This is a genomic window from Microbacterium hominis, assembly GCF_013282805.1.
In the GTDB taxonomy this organism is placed as follows: Bacteria; Actinomycetota; Actinomycetes; order Actinomycetales; family Microbacteriaceae; genus Microbacterium; species Microbacterium hominis_B.
Genome location: NZ_CP054038.1, coordinates 2,568,434 through 2,584,557, shown reverse-complemented (window position 1 = coordinate 2,584,557; position 16,124 = coordinate 2,568,434). Strand labels below are relative to the sequence as shown.

General features: G+C 72.4%; 17 protein-coding genes. 11 read left to right on the top strand and 6 right to left on the bottom strand.

What is annotated here, in order from left to right:
• The first annotated feature begins 181 nt into the window (after nt 1-181).
• Together HQM25_RS11765 and HQM25_RS11760 are read left to right on the top strand one after the other, a co-directional pair.
• Nucleotides 182-1,516 (top strand): hemolysin family protein, encoded by a 1,335-nt coding sequence (locus tag HQM25_RS11765; protein ID WP_172990401.1) that lies wholly within the window; start codon nt 182-184, stop codon nt 1,514-1,516.
• A complete protein-coding gene (locus HQM25_RS11760) occupies nt 1,513-2,571 on the top strand; it encodes a hemolysin family protein (protein WP_172990400.1) in 1,059 nt (352 codons plus the stop codon). The genes HQM25_RS11765 and HQM25_RS11760 overlap by 4 nt, the downstream gene beginning before the upstream one ends.
• A 182-nt stretch (nt 2,572-2,753) precedes the next feature.
• Here HQM25_RS11760 and HQM25_RS11755 read toward each other — a convergent pair whose 3' ends face one another.
• The gene (locus HQM25_RS11755) at nt 2,754-3,845 is read right to left on the bottom strand and encodes an NADH:flavin oxidoreductase/NADH oxidase (RefSeq protein ID WP_172990399.1); all 1,092 of its coding nucleotides are present in this window, start codon (nt 3,843-3,845) and stop codon (nt 2,754-2,756) included.
• A 56-nt stretch (nt 3,846-3,901) separates the two neighbouring features.
• Here HQM25_RS11755 and HQM25_RS11750 point away from each other — a divergent pair, with 56 nt between their 5' ends.
• The 5 genes from HQM25_RS11750 to HQM25_RS11730 all read left to right on the top strand — a co-directional run bounded on the left by HQM25_RS11750 (nt 3,902) and on the right by HQM25_RS11730 (nt 8,566).
• Nucleotides 3,902-4,747, top strand: coding sequence for an ADP-dependent NAD(P)H-hydrate dehydratase (locus HQM25_RS11750; protein ID WP_172990398.1), 846 nt, complete (start codon nt 3,902-3,904; stop codon nt 4,745-4,747).
• 86 nt (nt 4,748-4,833) lie between these two features.
• A complete protein-coding gene (locus tag HQM25_RS11745) occupies nt 4,834-6,051 on the top strand; it encodes a glycosyltransferase 87 family protein (RefSeq protein WP_172990397.1) in 1,218 nt (405 codons plus the stop codon).
• A 32-nt stretch (nt 6,052-6,083) separates the two neighbouring features.
• Nucleotides 6,084-6,401, top strand: coding sequence for a thiamine-binding protein (locus tag HQM25_RS11740; protein ID WP_172990396.1), 318 nt, complete (start codon nt 6,084-6,086; stop codon nt 6,399-6,401).
• Nucleotides 6,402-6,501: 100 nt separating this feature from the next.
• Nucleotides 6,502-7,719: an MFS transporter gene (locus tag HQM25_RS11735; protein ID WP_172990395.1), complete on the top strand. Its 1,218-nt coding sequence runs from the start codon at nt 6,502-6,504 to the stop codon at nt 7,717-7,719.
• 40 nt (nt 7,720-7,759) lie between these two features.
• Nucleotides 7,760-8,566 carry an NUDIX hydrolase gene (locus HQM25_RS11730; RefSeq protein ID WP_172990394.1) on the top strand — a complete coding sequence of 269 codons (807 nt, stop codon included), beginning with the start codon at nt 7,760-7,762 and terminating at the stop codon, nt 8,564-8,566.
• On the opposite strand, the gene metX is transcribed toward HQM25_RS11730, so the two are convergent.
• Complete coding sequence (gene metX, locus HQM25_RS11725) at nt 8,567-9,772, bottom strand: homoserine O-acetyltransferase MetX (RefSeq protein ID WP_172990393.1); 1,206 nt, start codon at nt 9,770-9,772, stop codon at nt 8,567-8,569.
• Between the two features lie 25 nt (nt 9,773-9,797).
• Nucleotides 9,798-10,004 (bottom strand): hypothetical protein, encoded by a 207-nt coding sequence (locus HQM25_RS11720; protein ID WP_172990392.1) that lies wholly within the window; start codon nt 10,002-10,004, stop codon nt 9,798-9,800.
• Here HQM25_RS11720 and HQM25_RS11715 point away from each other — a divergent pair.
• Nucleotides 10,003-10,944, top strand: coding sequence for a hypothetical protein (locus HQM25_RS11715; RefSeq protein ID WP_172990391.1), 942 nt, complete (start codon nt 10,003-10,005; stop codon nt 10,942-10,944). The two genes, HQM25_RS11720 and HQM25_RS11715, sit on opposite strands and share 2 nt — an antisense overlap.
• A 133-nt stretch (nt 10,945-11,077) precedes the next feature.
• Here HQM25_RS11715 and HQM25_RS11710 read toward each other — a convergent pair whose 3' ends face one another.
• Entirely contained in the window at nt 11,078-12,400 is a 1,323-nt protein-coding gene (locus HQM25_RS11710) for a bifunctional o-acetylhomoserine/o-acetylserine sulfhydrylase (protein WP_172990390.1), read from the bottom strand.
• A gap of 168 nt (nt 12,401-12,568) precedes the next feature.
• Here HQM25_RS11710 and HQM25_RS11705 point away from each other — a divergent pair, with 168 nt between their 5' ends.
• From HQM25_RS11705 to HQM25_RS11695, 3 genes are read left to right on the top strand one after another with little or no spacing between them, the layout of a single operon-like run.
• Nucleotides 12,569-13,348: an SDR family oxidoreductase gene (locus tag HQM25_RS11705; RefSeq protein WP_172990389.1), complete on the top strand. Its 780-nt coding sequence runs from the start codon at nt 12,569-12,571 to the stop codon at nt 13,346-13,348.
• 1 nt (nt 13,349) lies between these two features.
• Complete coding sequence (locus HQM25_RS11700; protein WP_172990388.1) at nt 13,350-14,048, top strand: uracil-DNA glycosylase; 699 nt, start codon at nt 13,350-13,352, stop codon at nt 14,046-14,048.
• Nucleotides 14,049-14,058: 10 nt separating this feature from the next.
• A complete protein-coding gene (locus HQM25_RS11695; RefSeq protein WP_172990387.1) occupies nt 14,059-14,676 on the top strand; it encodes a GNAT family N-acetyltransferase in 618 nt (205 codons plus the stop codon).
• On the opposite strand, the gene HQM25_RS11690 is transcribed toward HQM25_RS11695, so the two are convergent.
• Together HQM25_RS11690 and HQM25_RS11685 are read right to left on the bottom strand one after the other, a co-directional pair.
• A complete protein-coding gene (locus HQM25_RS11690; RefSeq protein ID WP_172990386.1) occupies nt 14,666-15,064 on the bottom strand; it encodes a protealysin inhibitor emfourin in 399 nt (132 codons plus the stop codon). The two genes, HQM25_RS11695 and HQM25_RS11690, sit on opposite strands and share 11 nt — an antisense overlap.
• Nucleotides 15,048-16,112: a M4 family metallopeptidase gene (locus tag HQM25_RS11685; protein WP_172990385.1), complete on the bottom strand. Its 1,065-nt coding sequence runs from the start codon at nt 16,110-16,112 to the stop codon at nt 15,048-15,050. Before HQM25_RS11685 ends, HQM25_RS11690 begins: the two co-directional genes overlap by 17 nt.
• Nucleotides 16,113-16,124 lie beyond the last annotated feature (12 nt).

The following is a 16,124-nucleotide window of genomic DNA, read 5'->3' as shown; positions in this document are numbered from 1 at the left end:
CCGGAGCCTGCCGCGGTCGTGGGACTCGCGTGTGCGCGTCCGCGCCGCGCGCGCGAAAGCACAGCCGACCGTCGGCAACGTCGGTCGGCTGTCGTAGACTTGTCGGCACGATGGACGACCCTCCTAGTTGCAGACGCTCGCCCCACCGACCCGCCTCCCGCACGAAGGGAGGTGATGCGTGATGGATTACGTCATGTTGGGCGTGGGGCTCCTGCTCACAGTCGGAACCGGCTTGTTCGTCGCCAGCGAGTTCGCGCTGGTGAACCTCGATCGCGCGGACCTCGAAGCGCGCCGGGATGCCGGTGAGACCCGACTCGCGCTGACCATCAGCGCTCTCAAGATCACCTCGACGCATCTGTCCAGCGCGCAGCTGGGCATCACGCTCACCACGCTGCTGACCGGCTACACGATGGAGCCGGCGATCTCCAACCTCCTGCGTCCCGTCTTCGAGGCCTGGGGGATGCCGGCCGGCCTGGTCTCGCCGGTCGCCGTGATCGTCGCGATCTCCACCGCGACGATCCTGTCGATGATCCTCGGCGAGCTCGTCCCCAAGAACTTCGCCCTGGCGATCCCGCGCCAGACCGCCAAGCTCGTGATGCCGTTCCAGGTCGCCTTCACGACGGTGTTCCGCCCGGCGATCGTCGTGCTCAACGGCAGCGCGAACGGCGTGCTGCGCGCGCTCGGCATCGAGCCCAAGGAGGAGCTGTCCGGCGCGCGCACGGCCGAGGAGCTGTCCAGTCTCGTGCGCCGCTCCGCCAGCGCGGGCGTCCTCGAGGAGGACACCGCGTCGCTGCTGGATCGCAGTCTCACCTTCGCGCGCCTGACCGCGGCCGACGTGATGACGCCGAGGCCCAGCATCCACGCGATCGCGGCCGACGAGCCGGTCGAAGAGGTCATCCAGCTCGCCCGTCGCACCGGGCACAGCCGGTTCCCCGTGTTCGACGAATCGATGGACGACATCACCGGCATCGTGCACCTGAAGGCCGCCGTCGGCGTGCCGCGCGCCAAGCGCATGGAGGTGCCCGCCGGCGCCCTCTCGACCGAGCCGCTGCGGGTGCCCGAGGCCGTGCACCTCGACGCGCTCGTGTCGGAGCTGCGGGCGCGGGGCTACCAGATGGCGATCGTCGTCGACGAGTACGGCGGCACCGCCGGCGTCGTCACGCTCGAAGACCTCGTCGAGGAGATCGTCGGCGAGGTGCTCGACGAGCACGACCGCCGCCGCGCCGACGTGGTGCGGGCCGCGGGCTCCGTGCTCTTCCCGGGCGAGCTGCGCCCCGATGAGGTGCTCGACCGCACCGGCATCCGCATTCCGGAGAGCGATGTCTACGACACCGTCGGCGGGTTCGTCATGAGCGTGCTCGAGCGCATCCCCGTCGTCGGGGATCGCCTGGAGCTGGAGGACGGCACCCTCGAGGTGCAGCGCATGGACGGCCGTCGCGTCGACCGCGTGCGCTTCACGCCCACCCCGGTGCCCGCCGACCACGCCGCGGCCGCCGAGGAAGGGGGTGCGCGATGAGCGATTGGGCAGGACTTGCCTGGCTGTTCGTGCTGCTGATCGCTAACGCCTTCTTCGTGGGCGCCGAGTTCGCGGTCATCTCCGCGCGGCGCTCGCAGATCGAGCCGCTCGCCGAGAAAGGCTCCCGCGCGGCCAAGACGGCGCTGTACGCCATGGAGCACGCGACGCTCATGCTGGCGACCAGTCAGCTCGGCATCACGATCTGCTCGCTGCTGATCCTGAACGTCTCCGAGCCCGCGATCCACCACCTGCTGGCCGAGCCGCTGAAGCTCACCGGCATGGCGGAGGGCACCGTCGACGTCATCGCGTTCGTCATCGCCCTGCTGGTGGTGTCCTATCTGCACGTGGTGTTCGGCGAGATGGTGCCGAAGAACCTCGCGTTCTCGGTGCCCGACCGTTCCGTGCTGATGCTCGCCACCCCGCTGGTGTGGGTGTCGAAGGTCTTCCACCCCGTGATCGTCACGCTCAACTGGATCGCCAACCACGTGGTGCGCCTGTTCCGCGTCGAGCCGAAGGACGAGGCCGCCTCGACCTTCACGCTCGAGGAGGTCGCGACGATCGTGAACCAGTCCCGCATCGAGGGCGTGCTCGACGATGCGGCCGGCACCGTGGCGGCGGTGGTGGAGTTCACCGACAAGAAGGCGAAGGACGTCGCCGTGCCGCTCGCGAGCCTCATCACGCTGCCCGCGACGACCACCCCGCATCAGATCGAGCGGGCGGTGGCCAAGCACGGATTCTCCCGGTACGTGATCGTCGACGAGGTGGGCGCTCCGCGCGGCTACGTGCACCTCAAGGACATCCTGCGGGCGGCCGAGGGGCCGGATGCCGCGCACGAGGTCTCGGTGCCCATCCCCGCCAAGCGCATCCATCACATGGTGCCGGTGCTGGAGACCACCGATCTCGAGGATGCCCTCGCGCTCATGCGCCGGGCCGGCCGGCACCTCGCGCAGGTGCGCGACGAGTCGGGGGAGACGACCGCGGTGCTCTTCCTGGAAGACATCATCGAGGAGCTCGTCGGCGAAGTGCAGGATGCCACCCGCCGCGGTCTGCGATGAGCTGAGCCGCCGACACCGTGCGAGCCCGCCGTGCGCCTGTGCGCGCGGCGGGCTCGTCGCATCGGGGGCGGCGCACCCGCGGCCCGCCCGCGACTCAGGGGCGGCGCACCCGCGGCGCGCCCGCGGCGGAGGGGCGGCGCACCCGCGGCCCGCCCGCGACTCCGGGGCCGCTCACCTGTCGTTCACCCGCGATTCACGGGCGCCTCGCGGCGGCGACGGGCGCGCACGTACTGCGGCGGCCAGTAGTCGATGGCGTCGCCGAGCTCGCCGGCGGCGCGCAGCGCGTAGTGCGGGTCGCGCAGCCACTCGCGACCGGCCATGATCGCATCCGCGTCGCCGGCGGCGAGCACGGCCTCCGCCTGGGCGGCGTCGTCGATCATGCCGACCGCGCTCACCGGCACTCCGGCGTCGGCGCGCACCTGTGCGGCGTAGCCGACCTGGTAACCGGGCCCGGGCGTGATCTGCTGGTGTGCGACGAGACCGCCGCTGGAGATGTCGAAGAACCGGGCGCCGCGCCGCGCGGCCCACCCTGCCACGGTCGCCGTCTGCGCGGCGTCCCATCCGCCGGGAGCGGCGTCCGATCCCGAAAACCTCACGAACAGCGTCGCGTCGGGTGCGGCATCCCGCACCGCATCGACCACCCGCAGGAGCAGGCGTGCGCGGTTCTCGAGCGAACCGCCGTACTCGTCGTCGCGCAGATTCGACAGCGGGGAGAGGAACTGGTGAAGCAGATAGCCGTGCGCGGCGTGCACCTCGAGCACCTCGAACCCGGCCGCCCGGGCGCGGGTCGCGGCGGCGGCGAAGTCCGCGATGACGCGGTCGATGCCGGCGAGGTCGAGCGCGACCGGCGCCGCGAGCCCGTCGAACGCGATCGCCGAGGGGGCCACGGTCTGCCATCCGCCCGCGCCCGCGGGCACCGACCCGCGTTCGGGGGCGAAGGGGGCGAAGGTGGAGGCCTTGCGGCCGGCGTGCGCGAGCTGGATGCCGGGCACGGCGCCGCGCGAGCGGATGGCCGCCGCGATCGGCGCCCAGGCGTCGCGCTGGGCGTCGTTCCACAGGCCGGTATCGTCGGGGGAGATCCGCCCCTCGGGGGTCACTGCGGTGGCCTCGGCGATGACGATCCCCGCCCCGCCCGAGGCGAACTGCGCGAGGTGAACGTGGTGCCACTCCTGCGGCATCCCGTCGACGGCGCTGTACTGGCACATCGGCGCGACCCACAGGCGGTTGCGGGCGGTGACCGATCCGACGGTCAGGGGCGTGAACAGCAGGCTCATGGTCTCGATTCGAAGCGGCGGCGGTCGGGGATCCGGCCGGTGGATAGGGTGGCGTCATGTCCGTGACGTGGAACCGCACCGACACGGCGCAGGTCCTCCGCAGGCCAACAGGCGACGACGACAAGTATTCCCGGGGCGTGCTCGGGGTGCGCACCGGGTCGCAGCGCTATCCGGGGGCTGCCGTGCTGGGCGTGGAGGCGGCGTGGCGCACCGGCGTCGGCATGGTGCGCTATCTCGGGCCCGACCGTCCGACGGCGCTCGTGCTCGCGCGTCGGCCGGAGACGGTCGTCGCGGCGGGGCGGGTGCAGGCGTGGCTGATCGGATCGGGCACGGATGCCGCCGACCGCGACGACGACGAGGCGGCGACGCTCGGCGAGGTCCTCGCCGGCCCCGTGCCGGTGGTCGTCGATGCCGGAGCTCTCGATCTCGCTCCGGCAGCGACCGCGCCGCTCATCGTCACGCCGCACGCGGGCGAGCATGCGCGGCTGCGGTCCGCGCTCGGTCTCGCCGCCCCGACGGGAGGGGATGCCGCGCCCGGCCTCGCCGCCCGCATCGACGCCGCGGCCGAGACCGCGCGCGCCCTGCGGGGCGTGGTCGTTCTCAAGGGGGCGCAGACCGTGGTCGCCGCGCCCGACGCGGAGGCGATCGTCGTCGACGCCGGAACGCCGTGGCTGGCGGCCGCGGGAACCGGCGATGTGCTGGCCGGGGCGATCGGCGCGGTCGTCGCCGGCACCGCGGCGCACGGCGAGGCGCTCGCGCGTGCGGCGGCGGCGGGGGTGTGGCTGCACGGCCGCGCCGCCACGCTCGCGGCCGGCGCCCTGGGGCCGGCGGGCGGGCCGATCACCGCGTCCGACGTCGCCGCGGCCCTTCCCCGCGCCGTCGCCGAGGCGCTCGCGCGCTGACCGCGGCGCCCGCAACCGCGGACCGCCACGCCGTCGCCCCGCCGAGCGTGGGCGCTCCGAACCGCGAGGGTCCGTACGATGGAGGCGTGTCGAGGCGGGCGGCGTTGTGGGGGGCGTTCGCGCTCGTGCACGTCGCGCTCATCGCCCTCGGCTTCGCCGACGCGAAAGCCGCCTCGTGGGATGTCGACCAGCTCTACCGCTGGTGGGCCGACCAGGTGGTGTTCGGCATCGAGGTGCCGGGCGTCACGATCGGCTGGGTGTACCCCGCGTTCGCCCTCCTCCCGATGCTCCTCGCGCGCGGCGTCATGGTGCTCGTGGGCGACTACACGCTCGCGTGGGGGCTGCTCGTCACCGCCGCCGACGCGGCGGTCTTCGCGATGCTCGTCGGCGACGCCCGTTCGCGAGGCCGCGTGCGCGCCGCGTGGTTCTGGCTCGCCGCGGCGCTCGCTCTGGGCGGGGTGGGGATGTTCCGACTCGACGCCCTCACCGTGCCGCTCGCCATCGCCGGGCTGCTGTGGGTGTTCGGCCGCCCGTGGCTGGCCGCGGCGCTGCTGGCGGCCGCGACCTGGCTGAAGGTGTGGCCGGCGGCGCTCCTGGCGGCTGCGCTCATCGCCGTGCGGCGCAGGCTCGCGATCGTGGGCGGGGCGGCGGTGGTCACCGCGGCGGTGGGTCTGGCCGTCGTGCTGCTCGGCGGTGCCCGCAACGTCTTCAGCTTCGTGGGCGATCAGGCCGCGCGCGGCCTGCAGGTGGAGGCGCCGGTGAGCACCGGCTACCTGTGGCTCGCGATGCTCGGAGACCCGGGCGCCTGGGTCTATTACGACGCCGACATGGTGACCTTCCAGATCACGGGGCCCTTCATCGATCCGGTGATCGCCGCGATGACGCCGGTGCTGGCGGTCGGGATGGGCGCGATCACCGCCGTGGGCGCCGCGAAGGCGTGGCGCCGTGCGAGCGCCGCACGGCTGCTGCCTCCGCTCGCCCTCGCCCTGGTGCTCGGGTTCATCGTGCTCAACAAGGTCGGCTCCCCGCAGTACCTGGCCTGGCTCATCCCCCCGCTCGTTCTCGCGCTGGTGCTCGACCGTCGTCGCTGGCGCATGCCCGCGGTGCTCGCCCTCGCGACCCTGCTGCTCACCCAGCTCCTCTTCCCGTGGCTGTACGACGCGCTGCTCGTGGTGAACCCGGCCCTGGTGATCCTCATCACGGTGCGCAACCTGCTGCTGGTCGCCCTGTTCGCGTGGGCGATCGTGCGGCTGGTGCGTGTACCGGTGCGTCCGCGGCGTGTCGCGGCGCCCGTCGAACCCTGATCCCCCTTCCGAGAGCAACCCTGGAGGTTCCCATGCTCGTCGCCTTCTCCGTCGCCCCCAGCGGCACCGGCCGTGCCGACGGCTCCGTGCACGACGCGGTCGCCGCAGCCGTGCGCATCGTGCGCGAGAGCGGTCTGCCCCATCGCACGACGTCGATGTTCACCGAGATCGAAGGGGAGTGGGATGCCGTCTTCGACGTCGTCAGGCGCGCCACCGATGCGGTGATGCCGTTCGGCTCGCGGGTCTCCCTCGTGCTGAAGGCCGACATCCGCCCCGGCTACACGGGCGAGCTCGACGCCAAGGTGGACCGCCTGGAGCAGGCCCTCGAGCGCAGCGCCGACGAAGGCTGAGGCGCGGGGCGCGGCATCCCGAACCGGTTCCCGAGACACGCGGCGACCCGATCGCCGAATCGATTCGACAGGATGCCGCGCCCGCCGCTACCATGACGCCATGACCACCTCGACCTCGTCGAGGGGTGCGGCGATGTGGGCGCTCCTCTCTCTCGCCGTCGGCAGCTTCGGCATCGGCATGACCGAATTCGTCGTCATGGGCCTGCTGCCGAACATCGCCGAAGATCTGCTGCCTGCGCAGTGGGCGGCGAGCCCCGAAGAGGCGATCGCCCAGGCCGGCTGGCTCATCAGCCTGTACGCGCTCGGCGTGGTCGTGGGGGCGCCGACGATCGCGGGATCGGTGGCGAAGTATCCGCGCCACCGCGTGATGATCGGACTCGCCCTCGCGCTGACCGTCTTCAACGCCCTCACCGTCGTGCTGCCGACCTTCGAGCAGGTCGCGGCGTCGCGGTTCCTGGCGGGACTCCCGCACGGCGCGTACTTCGGCATCGGAGCGCTCGTGGCCGCCGACGTGCTCGGCCCCGGCATGCGCGCGAAGGGCGTCGCGTTCGTGCTGACCGGACTCACGGTCGCGAACGTCGTCGGCGTGCCGCTGGGCACCTTCCTCGGCCAGCAGGTCGGCTGGCGCGCCGCGTTCGTGGTGGTCACGGCGATCTTCCTGCTGGCCACCGTGCTGATCGCGATCTTCGTGCCCTCCCACCCGGGTGATCCGGGTCGTACGCTCCGGGCCGAGCTGAAGGTCTTCCGCATCGGGCAGGTGTGGCTCGCCCTCGGGGTGGGGGCGATCGGGTTCGGCGGCTTCTTCGCCGTGTACAGCTATGTCGCGCCGCTGGTCACCGAGATCGCGGGATCGCCGGAATGGGTCGTGCCGATCGTGCTCGTGCTCATGGGCGTCGGCATGACGATCGGCAATCTCGTCGGCGGCCATCTCGCCGACGTCGACCTCAAGCGCACGCTCGTCGGCGGGCTGATCGCGCTCGCCCTGGTGCTTGCGCTGCTGGCGGTGACGGCATGGTGGATCTGGGCGCTCGGCCTGTTCGTCTTCGCGACCGGCTTCGTCTCGTCGGTGCTGAGCCCGACGATCCAGACGAGGCTGATGGATGTCGCGGAGGACAACCAGTCCATCGCGGCGGCGCTGAACCACTCGGCGCTGAACATCGGCAACAGCCTCGGCGCGTTCCTCGGCGGTGTGGTGATCGCCGCCGGCCTCGGCTTCCTCGCCCCGGCGTGGGTGGGGGTGCTTCTCGCGCTGGCCGGACTCGGGTTGGCGCTGACGAGCCTCGCGCTCGAGCGCGCGCGCAGCACCGCCCTGGTGTAGGTCCGCTCGCGTCGCCTGTCGCCCGTCGTAGTCTGGGCGGATGTCAGAGCCGACGCCTCGACCTCCCGCCGATCGCGCGGCTCCTCCCGCCGATCGCGCGGCGCGTGCACTCGCCGACACGCTGGATCGTGCGCGCCCCCGCCTCCCCGGCGATGCCGACGATGCCGCCGTCCCCACCGCCGCGACCGTGGTGCTCGTACGCGACGGCGAGGCGGGCGCCGAGGTGCTGCTCATCGAGCGCCCCGATCGCGGCTCGTTCGCGGGGGCGTGGGTGTTCCCCGGCGGCAAGATCGACGACGCCGATCGCACGGCTGCCGGCACCGGGCCGGCGGGCGACGACGACGCCGAGCACGCTGCCGCCGTCGAGGCGGCGATCCGCGAGACGCGCGAGGAGACCGGTCTGGTCGTGGCCCGCGACGCGCTCATCCCCCTGTCGGTGTGGGATCCGCCGCCGGGGATCGCCCTGCGCATCCGCACGTGGTTCTTCGTGGCGGCGGCGCCCGACGGCACCATCGTCCTCTCTCCCGATGAGGCCGTCGCGGCGGAATGGCTGCGCCCCGAGGAGGCCCTCTCGCGTCACGGGCGCGGGGAGGTCACGCTGTACCCGCCGACGTGGGTGACCCTTCACGCGCTGCAGCGACAGCCGACCGCCGCGGCGCTGCTCGCGCTCGTGCGCGCGCCCGGCGTCGAGCGGTTCGAGTCGGTCGCCCGTCGCGGGCCGACCGGCCCGATGCTGCTGTGGCAGGAGGATGCCGCGTACGACGACGAGACGGCGGGCGAGGCATCCACCCGTCGGCACCGCCTCCAGATCGGCGCGCTGCCGTGGATCTACACGCGCGAGGGCTGACTACCCCTCGAGCAGGCGTCGGAGGTGGGCGCCGACCGCGTGCGTCTCGATGAGGAAGCCATCGTGCCCGAAGTCGCTCGCGAGCACGACCGCGCGGTCGCCGTCGAGGGTGTTCGGGATGCCGCGGGCGATGCGGTGCTGCCCGTCGATCGGGAACAGCCGGTCGCTGTCGATCCCGAGCACCAGGGCGGTCGCCGTGACGCGCGCGAGGGCGTCCTCGACGCCGCCGCGGTCGCGGCCCACGTCGTGCGAGTTCATCGCCTCGACGAGCGTGATGTAGGTGTTCGCGTCGAAGCGGCGCGTGAACTTGTTGCCGTGGAAGTCGAGGTACGACTCCACCGCGAACCGCCCGCCGCGGCCGAGCGGGCTCACTCCCGACTGCCACGAGCGCTGGAAGCGCTGGTTCAGCTCGGTGGGGGAGCGGTAGTTCAGCAGCGCCATCCGGCGCGCGAGGGCGAGCCCACGAGTGGGGCCGTCGCCGTCGCCGGCGTCGTAGTACTCGCCGCCCTTGAACTGCGGATCGATGCGGATGGCCTCCAGCTGCACCGAGTTGAGCGCGATCTGGTCGGCGGTGTTGACCGGCGGCGCCGACAGCACGGCGACGCGCTCGACGCGATCGGGCAGGCTCGCCGCCCATTCCAGCGCGTGCATGCCGCCCATCGAGCCGCCGATGACACCGGCCCACGTGTCGATCCCGAGCGCGTCGGCCAGGCGCACCTGCGCGGCGACCTGGTCACGGATCGTCAGGTACGGGAAGCGGGAGGCCCACTCGTACCCGTCGGGGGCGATGGATGCCGCACCCGTCGAGCCCTGGCATCCACCGAGCATGTTGGGGGCGACCACGAACCAGCGGTCGGTGTCGACCGGGCCGCCGGGGCCGACGATGTCGTCCCACCAGCCCGAGGTCGGATGCCCGGGTGCGGCAGGGCCGCGCACGTGGCTGTCGCCGGTGAGGGCGTGCAGCACGAGCACCGCGTTGTCGCGGGCGGCGTTCAGCTCGCCCCACGTCTCGTAGGCGATGCGGAAGCCGGGCAGCTCCCGGCCGCCCTCGGTGCGGAAGGACCCGAATGCGGCGAACCGCCGGTCGCCGGCGGGATCGCCATCGCGCCAGGCGCCCGTGGCGGGCGGGCGGCCGAGCAGGAACCGCGCGTCGGCCTCCGTCACCGGTGCGGAGGGCACGGTGTCTTCGGAGGTCTGCCAGTCCATCGTTCCATTCTCGCGGGTGGGCCCGTCAGGGCGGGATCGTGTTACGCCCGGTGGCGCGGGAAGAGCGAACGAGGGATGCCACGACCCCCGGCCGGGTCGGGGCGAGCAGACGTCGTCGTGTGCAGACGTCACGGAACTCGACGAGCGCGAACCGGTTCGCCGCGTGGTCCGCGTCGTCGGCACGGAAGCGCGCTCGCACGATGTCGGCGGCGCGGGGTAGCGTCAGCGCCATGAGCGCCGTCATCGAGTACCTGCTGCAGGGCGACCCCGCCATCCGCTGGCAGGTGAAGCGCGATCTGCTCGACGCCCCTCCCGACGAGGTGGCCGCGGAGCGCGCCCGGGTCGCCGTCGAGGGCTGGGGTGCGAGGATGCTGGCCGCACAGGCCCCCGACGGACGCTGGGACGGCGGCACCTACCGCCCCGGGTGGGCCGATGAATCCCGGCCGTTCTTCGACGCGTGGTCGGCGACGCACTTCTCCCTGCAGTCGCTCTGGGAGTACGGCCTCGACCCCTCGAGCCCGCAGGCGAAGCAGGCGATCGCCCGGGTCCGCGACAATGTGCGCTGGGACGACGACGGCTCGCCCTACTTCGACGGCGAGGTCGAGCCGTGCATCAACGGCATCGCACTCGCGATCGGCGCCTACTTCGGCGAGTCCGTGGACGCGATCGTCGAGACGATCGTCGGCCAGCGGCTCGCCGACGGGGGGTGGAACTGCTGGATGGAGACGAGCACCGTGTCGTCGTTCCACTCGACGATCTGCGTGCTCGAGGGGCTGCGTGAGTGGGAGGCCGCGACCGGAGGAACCGACGCGTCCCGTGCTGCGCGCGCGGCCGGCGAGGAGTACCTCCTCGAGCGCGCGCTGTTCCGGCGACGGTCCACGGGCGAGGTCGCCGACCCTCGCATGACGATGCTGTCGTTCCCGGTGCGGTGGTTCCACGACATCCTCCGCGGACTCGACCACTTCCGCCTGGTGGACCGGCGGGATCCGCGCCTCGGTGAGGCGATCGGGATGCTGCGCGCCAAGGCCGACGCGAACGGCATGTTCCGCTACGAGAACTGCCACGAGGGCCCGCGCCTGTTCGCCATGGAGCAGGAGGGGGAGGGCTTTCCCAGCCGCTGGGTGACGCTGCGCGCCCTCCGGGTCCTGCGCTGGTGGGACGCCGCCGTCTGACCACAGCGCGAGCCCGGACCCCGTTCTGCGCTCGGGGCGCGCCGGCCGCGGAATGATGGGCACCGCGTGCCGGAGGACGAAGATGCCCCGACCCGGCCGGGTCGGGGCATCCCTCGTTCCTGAGGAGGGAAGGTCAGGCGCGCGCGGCCTCGGCGACGCGGCGGGCGGCCGCCAGTGCCTGTTCGAGGTCGGCCTTGAGGTCATCGATGTTCTCGAGGCCCACCGACAGGCGCACCAGGCCCGGCGTCACACCCGTGGTGAGCTGCTGCTCGGGGGTCAGCTGGGAGTGGGTGGTGGAGGCCGGGTGGATCACGAGCGAGCGCACGTCGCCGATGTTGGCGAGGTGGCTGAACAGCTCGAGGGAGTTCACGAACGTGCGCCCGACCTCGACGCCGCCCTTGAGCTCGAACGAGAGCACCGCCCCGACGCCCTTGGGCGCGTAGTGGTTGGCGGCGGCGTACCAGGGAGACGTCGGCAGGCCGGAGTAGTTCACCGAGCAGACGTCGTCGTGGTTCTCGAGCCACTCCGCGATCTCCTGCGCGTTCTGCACGTGCCGCTCCACGCGCAGCGAGAGCGTCTCGACCCCCTGAATGAGCAGCCATGCGCTGTTGGGCGAGATCGCCGAGCCGAGGTCGCGCAGCAGCTGCACGCGGGCCTTGATGATGTACGCGAGGCCGTCGCCCACCGCCGCGGTGTACGAGGCGCCGTGGTACGACGGGTCGGGCACGGTGAGACCGGGGAAGCGGTCGACGTGCTCCGACCACGGGAACGAGCCGCCGTCGACGATGACGCCGCCGATGGTCGTGCCGTGCCCGCCGAGGAACTTCGTGGCCGAGTGCACGACGATGTCGGCACCGTGCTCGAACGGCTTGATGAGGTAGGGCGTCGCGATCGTGTTGTCGACGATGAGCGGCACGCCGGCTTCATGGGCGATGTCGGCGACGCGGCGGATGTCGAGCACGTTGATCTTCGGGTTGCCGATCGTCTCGGCGAAGAACAGCTTCGTGTTCGGGCGCACGGCGGCGCGCCACTCGGCCGGGTCGTCCTGGTCCTCGACGAAGGTGACCTCGATGCCGAGCTTGGCGAGCGTGTACTTGAAGAGGTTGTACGTGCCGCCGTAGATCGAACTCGACGAGACGATGTGGTCGCCCGCCTCCGCGATGTTGAGCACCGCGAAGGTCGCCGCGGCCTGGCCGCTGGCCAGCACCAGCGCGCCGGTGCCGCCCTCCAGCGCCGCGATGCGCTGTTCGAGGACGTCCTGCGTCGGGTTCTGGATGCGCGTGTAGATGTTGCCGAACTCCGCCAGCGCGAACAGGTTCGCGGCGTGGTCGGCGTTGTCGAACACGTACGACGTGGTCTGGTAGATGGGTGTGGCGCGAGCCTTCGTCACCGGGTCGGGCTGAGCGCCCGAGTGGATCTGCTTGGTCTCGAAGCGCCAGTTCTCTGATGCGGACATCGGCGTGCTCCTGCGGTCTGGGTGCCGGGGGCGAACGCCTCCGACCGCTTCGACAGTACGGATGTGCGAGGGCCGCGACAACGCCGCGGACACGGGGCGTAACCTCACCGCGACACGGTGGCACGCGCGCCGTCATCGGAGATCGCGGGCGGGGGTAGCGTGGAGCGCATGACAGCCAGGCGAGCAGTGGTGACAGGGGCCAGTTCCGGCATCGGTGAGGCGACCGCACGGACGCTGCGACAGAGCGGATGGGACGTGGTGGCCGTGGCCCGCCGCGCCGATCGCCTTGCGGCCCTGGAGTCCGAGATCGGGGTCGTCGCCTTCGCCGCGGACCTCACCTCCGACGCCGACGTGCAGGCGCTCGCCGACCACCTCGCCGCGACCGGCCCGGTGCACGCGCTCGTGCACGTGGCCGGCGGCGCCCGCGGCACCGATCGCGTCGAGGACGGCTCGGCGTCGGACTGGCAGTGGATGTTCGATGTCAACGTGCTCTCCGCGCAGCGGCTCGTCGCCGCCCTCCTGCCGCAGCTGCGCGCCGCGGCCGAGCACGGCGGCCACGCGGACACGCTCTTCGTGACCTCCACGGCCGCCCAGACCGCCTACGCCGGCGGCGGCGGGTACAACGCGGCGAAGGCCGCCGAGGCCATGCTCGCCCACGCGCTGCGGCTCGAGCTCAACGGTGAGCCGATCCGGGTCACCGAGGTGGCCCCCGGCATGGTCTACACCGAGGAGTTCACCCTCAACCGCCTGGGCGGCGACCGCAACGCGGCCGAGAAGGTCTACGAGGACGTCGATAACCCGCTCACCGCCGGCGATGTGGCCGACGTCATCGCGTACGCGCTGAACGCGCCCGGCCATGTGAACCTCGACCTCGTCACGCTGCGCCCGGTCGCCCAATCCGCCCAGCACCTGCTCGCCCGCGGGCCGCTGCGCCCGCGGGCCCTGTGAGATGGCGGCGACGCTTCCCGAGCTGGCTGCGGCCGGACTGATGGATGCCGGCTGGGCCGACGCCCTCGCGCCGGTCGCGCCCGACATCGCGGCCCTCGGCGAGCGTCTGCGCGCCGAGACCGCGGCGGGGCGCCGGTACCTCCCCGCCGGGGAGCGCGTGCTGCGTGCCTTCCAGCGTCCGCTCGACGACGTGCGGGTACTCATCGTGGGGCAGGACCCGTATCCGACCCCGGGGCACCCGATCGGCCTGTCGTTCGCCGTCGACGCGCACGTGCGGCCGCTGCCGCGCAGCCTCGTCAACATCTACAAGGAGCTCGAGGCCGACCTCGGCATCCCGCCCGCCGCCCACGGCGACCTCTCGGCGTGGAGCGACCAGGGCGTCATGCTCCTGAACCGCGTGCTCACCGTGGCACCGGGAGCACCGGCATCCCACCGCGGCTGGGGCTGGGAGAAGGTCACCGAACATGCGATCCGCACCCTCGCCGCGCGGGATCGCCCGCTCGTCGCGATCCTGTGGGGGAGGGATGCCGCGGGCCTGCGCCCCCTGTTGGGGGACACCCCGGTGATCGAGTCGCCGCACCCGTCGCCGCTGTCGGCGAGCCGCGGATTCTTCGGCTCCCGCCCCTTCTCGCGGGCCGACGAGCTGCTGGCTCGGCAGGGTGCCGCACCGGTCGACTGGCGCATCCCCGCCGCCGCGTAGGCTGGTGCGCATGCTGGAGGAGGAGTACAACCGCGATCGCCGTCGGCTCCCCTGGCATCTGCGTCGCCAGCCCGAGCCCGAGCGGCCCTTCTCGTACACGATCCGGACAGTGCGGGACACCGATGTGCCCGACATCCGCGAGATCTACAACTACTACGTCACCAACTCGGTGGTGACCTTCGACGAGAAGAAGTGGACGGTCGCGCAGTGGCGCGACAAGATCGGCCACCTCCGCAAGCTCGATCTGCCCTTCCTCGTCGCCGAGTCTCCGACCGGCCAGGTGCTCGGGTACGCGTACGTGTCGCCGTGGTCGGGCAAGTCGAGCTACCGCTACACGGTGGAGAACTCGATCTACCTCGGTCAGGCGGCCGCCGGCAAGGGGCTCGGGCGGGCGCTGCTCGAGGCCCTGATCGCCGCGTGCGAGGCGAAGGGCATCCGCGAGATCGTGGCGGTGATCAGCGACAAGGGCGCCGAGGCCTCGATCGCGCTGCACGAGAAGCTCGGCTTCACGGAGGTGGGCCGCATGGGCCGTGTCGGGTTCAAGTTCGGCCGGTGGCTGGGCACCGTCTACCTGCAGAAGAGCCTGAGCCCCAAGAAGAAGGCCAAGCGCGGACTGTTCAGCCGCTAGATCGTCCGAACGAGCGCACCTCGTCGACGAGCGTGCGCCAGGGGCCCTCGACCTGCCTGTCGGCGAGGGTCGCCTCGAGGTCGTCGTCGTCGCAGCGGGCGTGCAGGCGCCAGACGAAGCGATCGGCACCGGCGGGGTCGGCCTCCTCGGCGTCCCACGGGCAGGCATCGACCAGCGCGACCCACCGGGGAGCCTGCTCGGGTGGCGGCTCGGCCGACCACTCGCGCACGAGCCCGGTGATGCCGCCGCTGCGCACGACGGTGACGACGATCACCGCCGGATGGTCCGCGCGGGGGTGCGTGGCCTCGCCGCCGCCTGCGTTCGGGCGCACGGCGCCTCCCCGCCCGGGTGCGGGGAGCACGTCTTCGGGGTCAGACAGCGTGTCCATCGTCGATCACGCCGACACCCGTCCACGCGGCGCGGACGGCGGCGACCTCCTCCGAGTCCTCACCGTACTCCGCAGCGGCCGCTGCCAGGGTGGACCGCGCGAACGTGGCGAAGTCGGCGAGCGGCGACAGCGTGCCGGCGGTGAGCGCCCGGTACCAGATGAGCCCCGCACGCTCCCAGGCGAACCCGCCCAGCGCGGTGGCGACGAGATGGAACGCCTTGTTCGGGATTCCGGAGTTGATGTGCACGCCGCCGTTGTCGTCGCGCGTGACGACGAAATCGCGCATGTGCGCCGGCTGGGGATCGCGGCCGAGCACGTCGTCGTCGTACGCCGTGCCGGGGGCTGCGAGCGAGCGCAGCGCCGCGCCTTCGACCGCGTCGGTGAAGATCCCCTCGCCGATGAGCCAGGTCGCCGTCTGGGCGGTGTCCGACCGGTGGTGCTGCTCGGCGAGGGCGCCGAACACGTCGGCGATCGACTCGTTCAGTGCGCCGGACTGACCCCGGTAGACGAGCCCGCCCTCGTCTTCGATGACGCCGTGGGCCAGCTCGTGGGCGATGACCGAGAGCGAGTTCGTGAAACCGGTGAAGACCTCGCCGTCGCCGTCGCCGAACACCATGCGCTCGCCGTTCCAGAACGCGTTGTCGTAGTCGAGCCCGTAGTGCACCGTCGCCAGCAGGCGACCGCCCAGGCCGTCGATGCCGTTGCGGGCGAACGCGTCCCACAGGAACTCGAAGGTGGCCCCGAGTCCGTCGAAGGCCTCGTCGGTCGCCTCGTCGCCGCTGGCCGGGTCGTCTTCGGTGCGCACGACCAGGCCCGGCAGCGCCTCCCGGTTCTGGGCGTCGGAGACGACGCGATCGGGTGCCGGCGCGGTCTCGGCGATCAGCGTTCCGTCTTCGTCGATGGACAGGCGCAGCCGTGAGCGCTGCGGCCGGTACTCGCGCTCGACCAGCAGGGTAGAGCGCGCCGCCTCGGCGGCCTTCGCCCACTCCGGCTCCTGCACGGCGGCGATGCGGGCGAGCAGGTACGGGGGGACGATCGCGTGCGGCATGCGTCGAGGCTA

Coding starts and splice junctions, on each gene's coding strand:
- HQM25_RS11765 (WP_172990401.1), top strand. CDS start 182: ATGGATTACGTCATGTTGGGCGTGGGGCTCCTGCTCACAGTCGGAACC.
- HQM25_RS11760 (WP_172990400.1), top strand. CDS start 1,513: ATGAGCGATTGGGCAGGACTTGCCTGGCTGTTCGTGCTGCTGATCGCT.
- HQM25_RS11755 (WP_172990399.1), bottom strand. CDS start 3,845: ATGAGCCTGCTGTTCACGCCCCTGACCGTCGGATCGGTCACCGCCCGC.
- HQM25_RS11750 (WP_172990398.1), top strand. CDS start 3,902: ATGTCCGTGACGTGGAACCGCACCGACACGGCGCAGGTCCTCCGCAGG.
- HQM25_RS11740 (WP_172990396.1), top strand. CDS start 6,084: ATGCTCGTCGCCTTCTCCGTCGCCCCCAGCGGCACCGGCCGTGCCGAC.
- HQM25_RS11735 (WP_172990395.1), top strand. CDS start 6,502: ATGACCACCTCGACCTCGTCGAGGGGTGCGGCGATGTGGGCGCTCCTC.
- HQM25_RS11730 (WP_172990394.1), top strand. CDS start 7,760: ATGTCAGAGCCGACGCCTCGACCTCCCGCCGATCGCGCGGCTCCTCCC.
- metX (WP_172990393.1), bottom strand. CDS start 9,772: ATGGACTGGCAGACCTCCGAAGACACCGTGCCCTCCGCACCGGTGACG.
- HQM25_RS11715 (WP_172990391.1), top strand. CDS start 10,003: ATGAGCGCCGTCATCGAGTACCTGCTGCAGGGCGACCCCGCCATCCGC.
- HQM25_RS11720 (WP_172990392.1), bottom strand. CDS start 10,004: ATGGCGCTGACGCTACCCCGCGCCGCCGACATCGTGCGAGCGCGCTTC.
- HQM25_RS11710 (WP_172990390.1), bottom strand. CDS start 12,400: ATGTCCGCATCAGAGAACTGGCGCTTCGAGACCAAGCAGATCCACTCG.
- HQM25_RS11705 (WP_172990389.1), top strand. CDS start 12,569: ATGACAGCCAGGCGAGCAGTGGTGACAGGGGCCAGTTCCGGCATCGGT.
- HQM25_RS11700 (WP_172990388.1), top strand. CDS start 13,350: ATGGCGGCGACGCTTCCCGAGCTGGCTGCGGCCGGACTGATGGATGCC.
- HQM25_RS11695 (WP_172990387.1), top strand. CDS start 14,059: ATGCTGGAGGAGGAGTACAACCGCGATCGCCGTCGGCTCCCCTGGCAT.
- HQM25_RS11690 (WP_172990386.1), bottom strand. CDS start 15,064: ATGGACACGCTGTCTGACCCCGAAGACGTGCTCCCCGCACCCGGGCGG.
- HQM25_RS11685 (WP_172990385.1), bottom strand. CDS start 16,112: ATGCCGCACGCGATCGTCCCCCCGTACCTGCTCGCCCGCATCGCCGCC.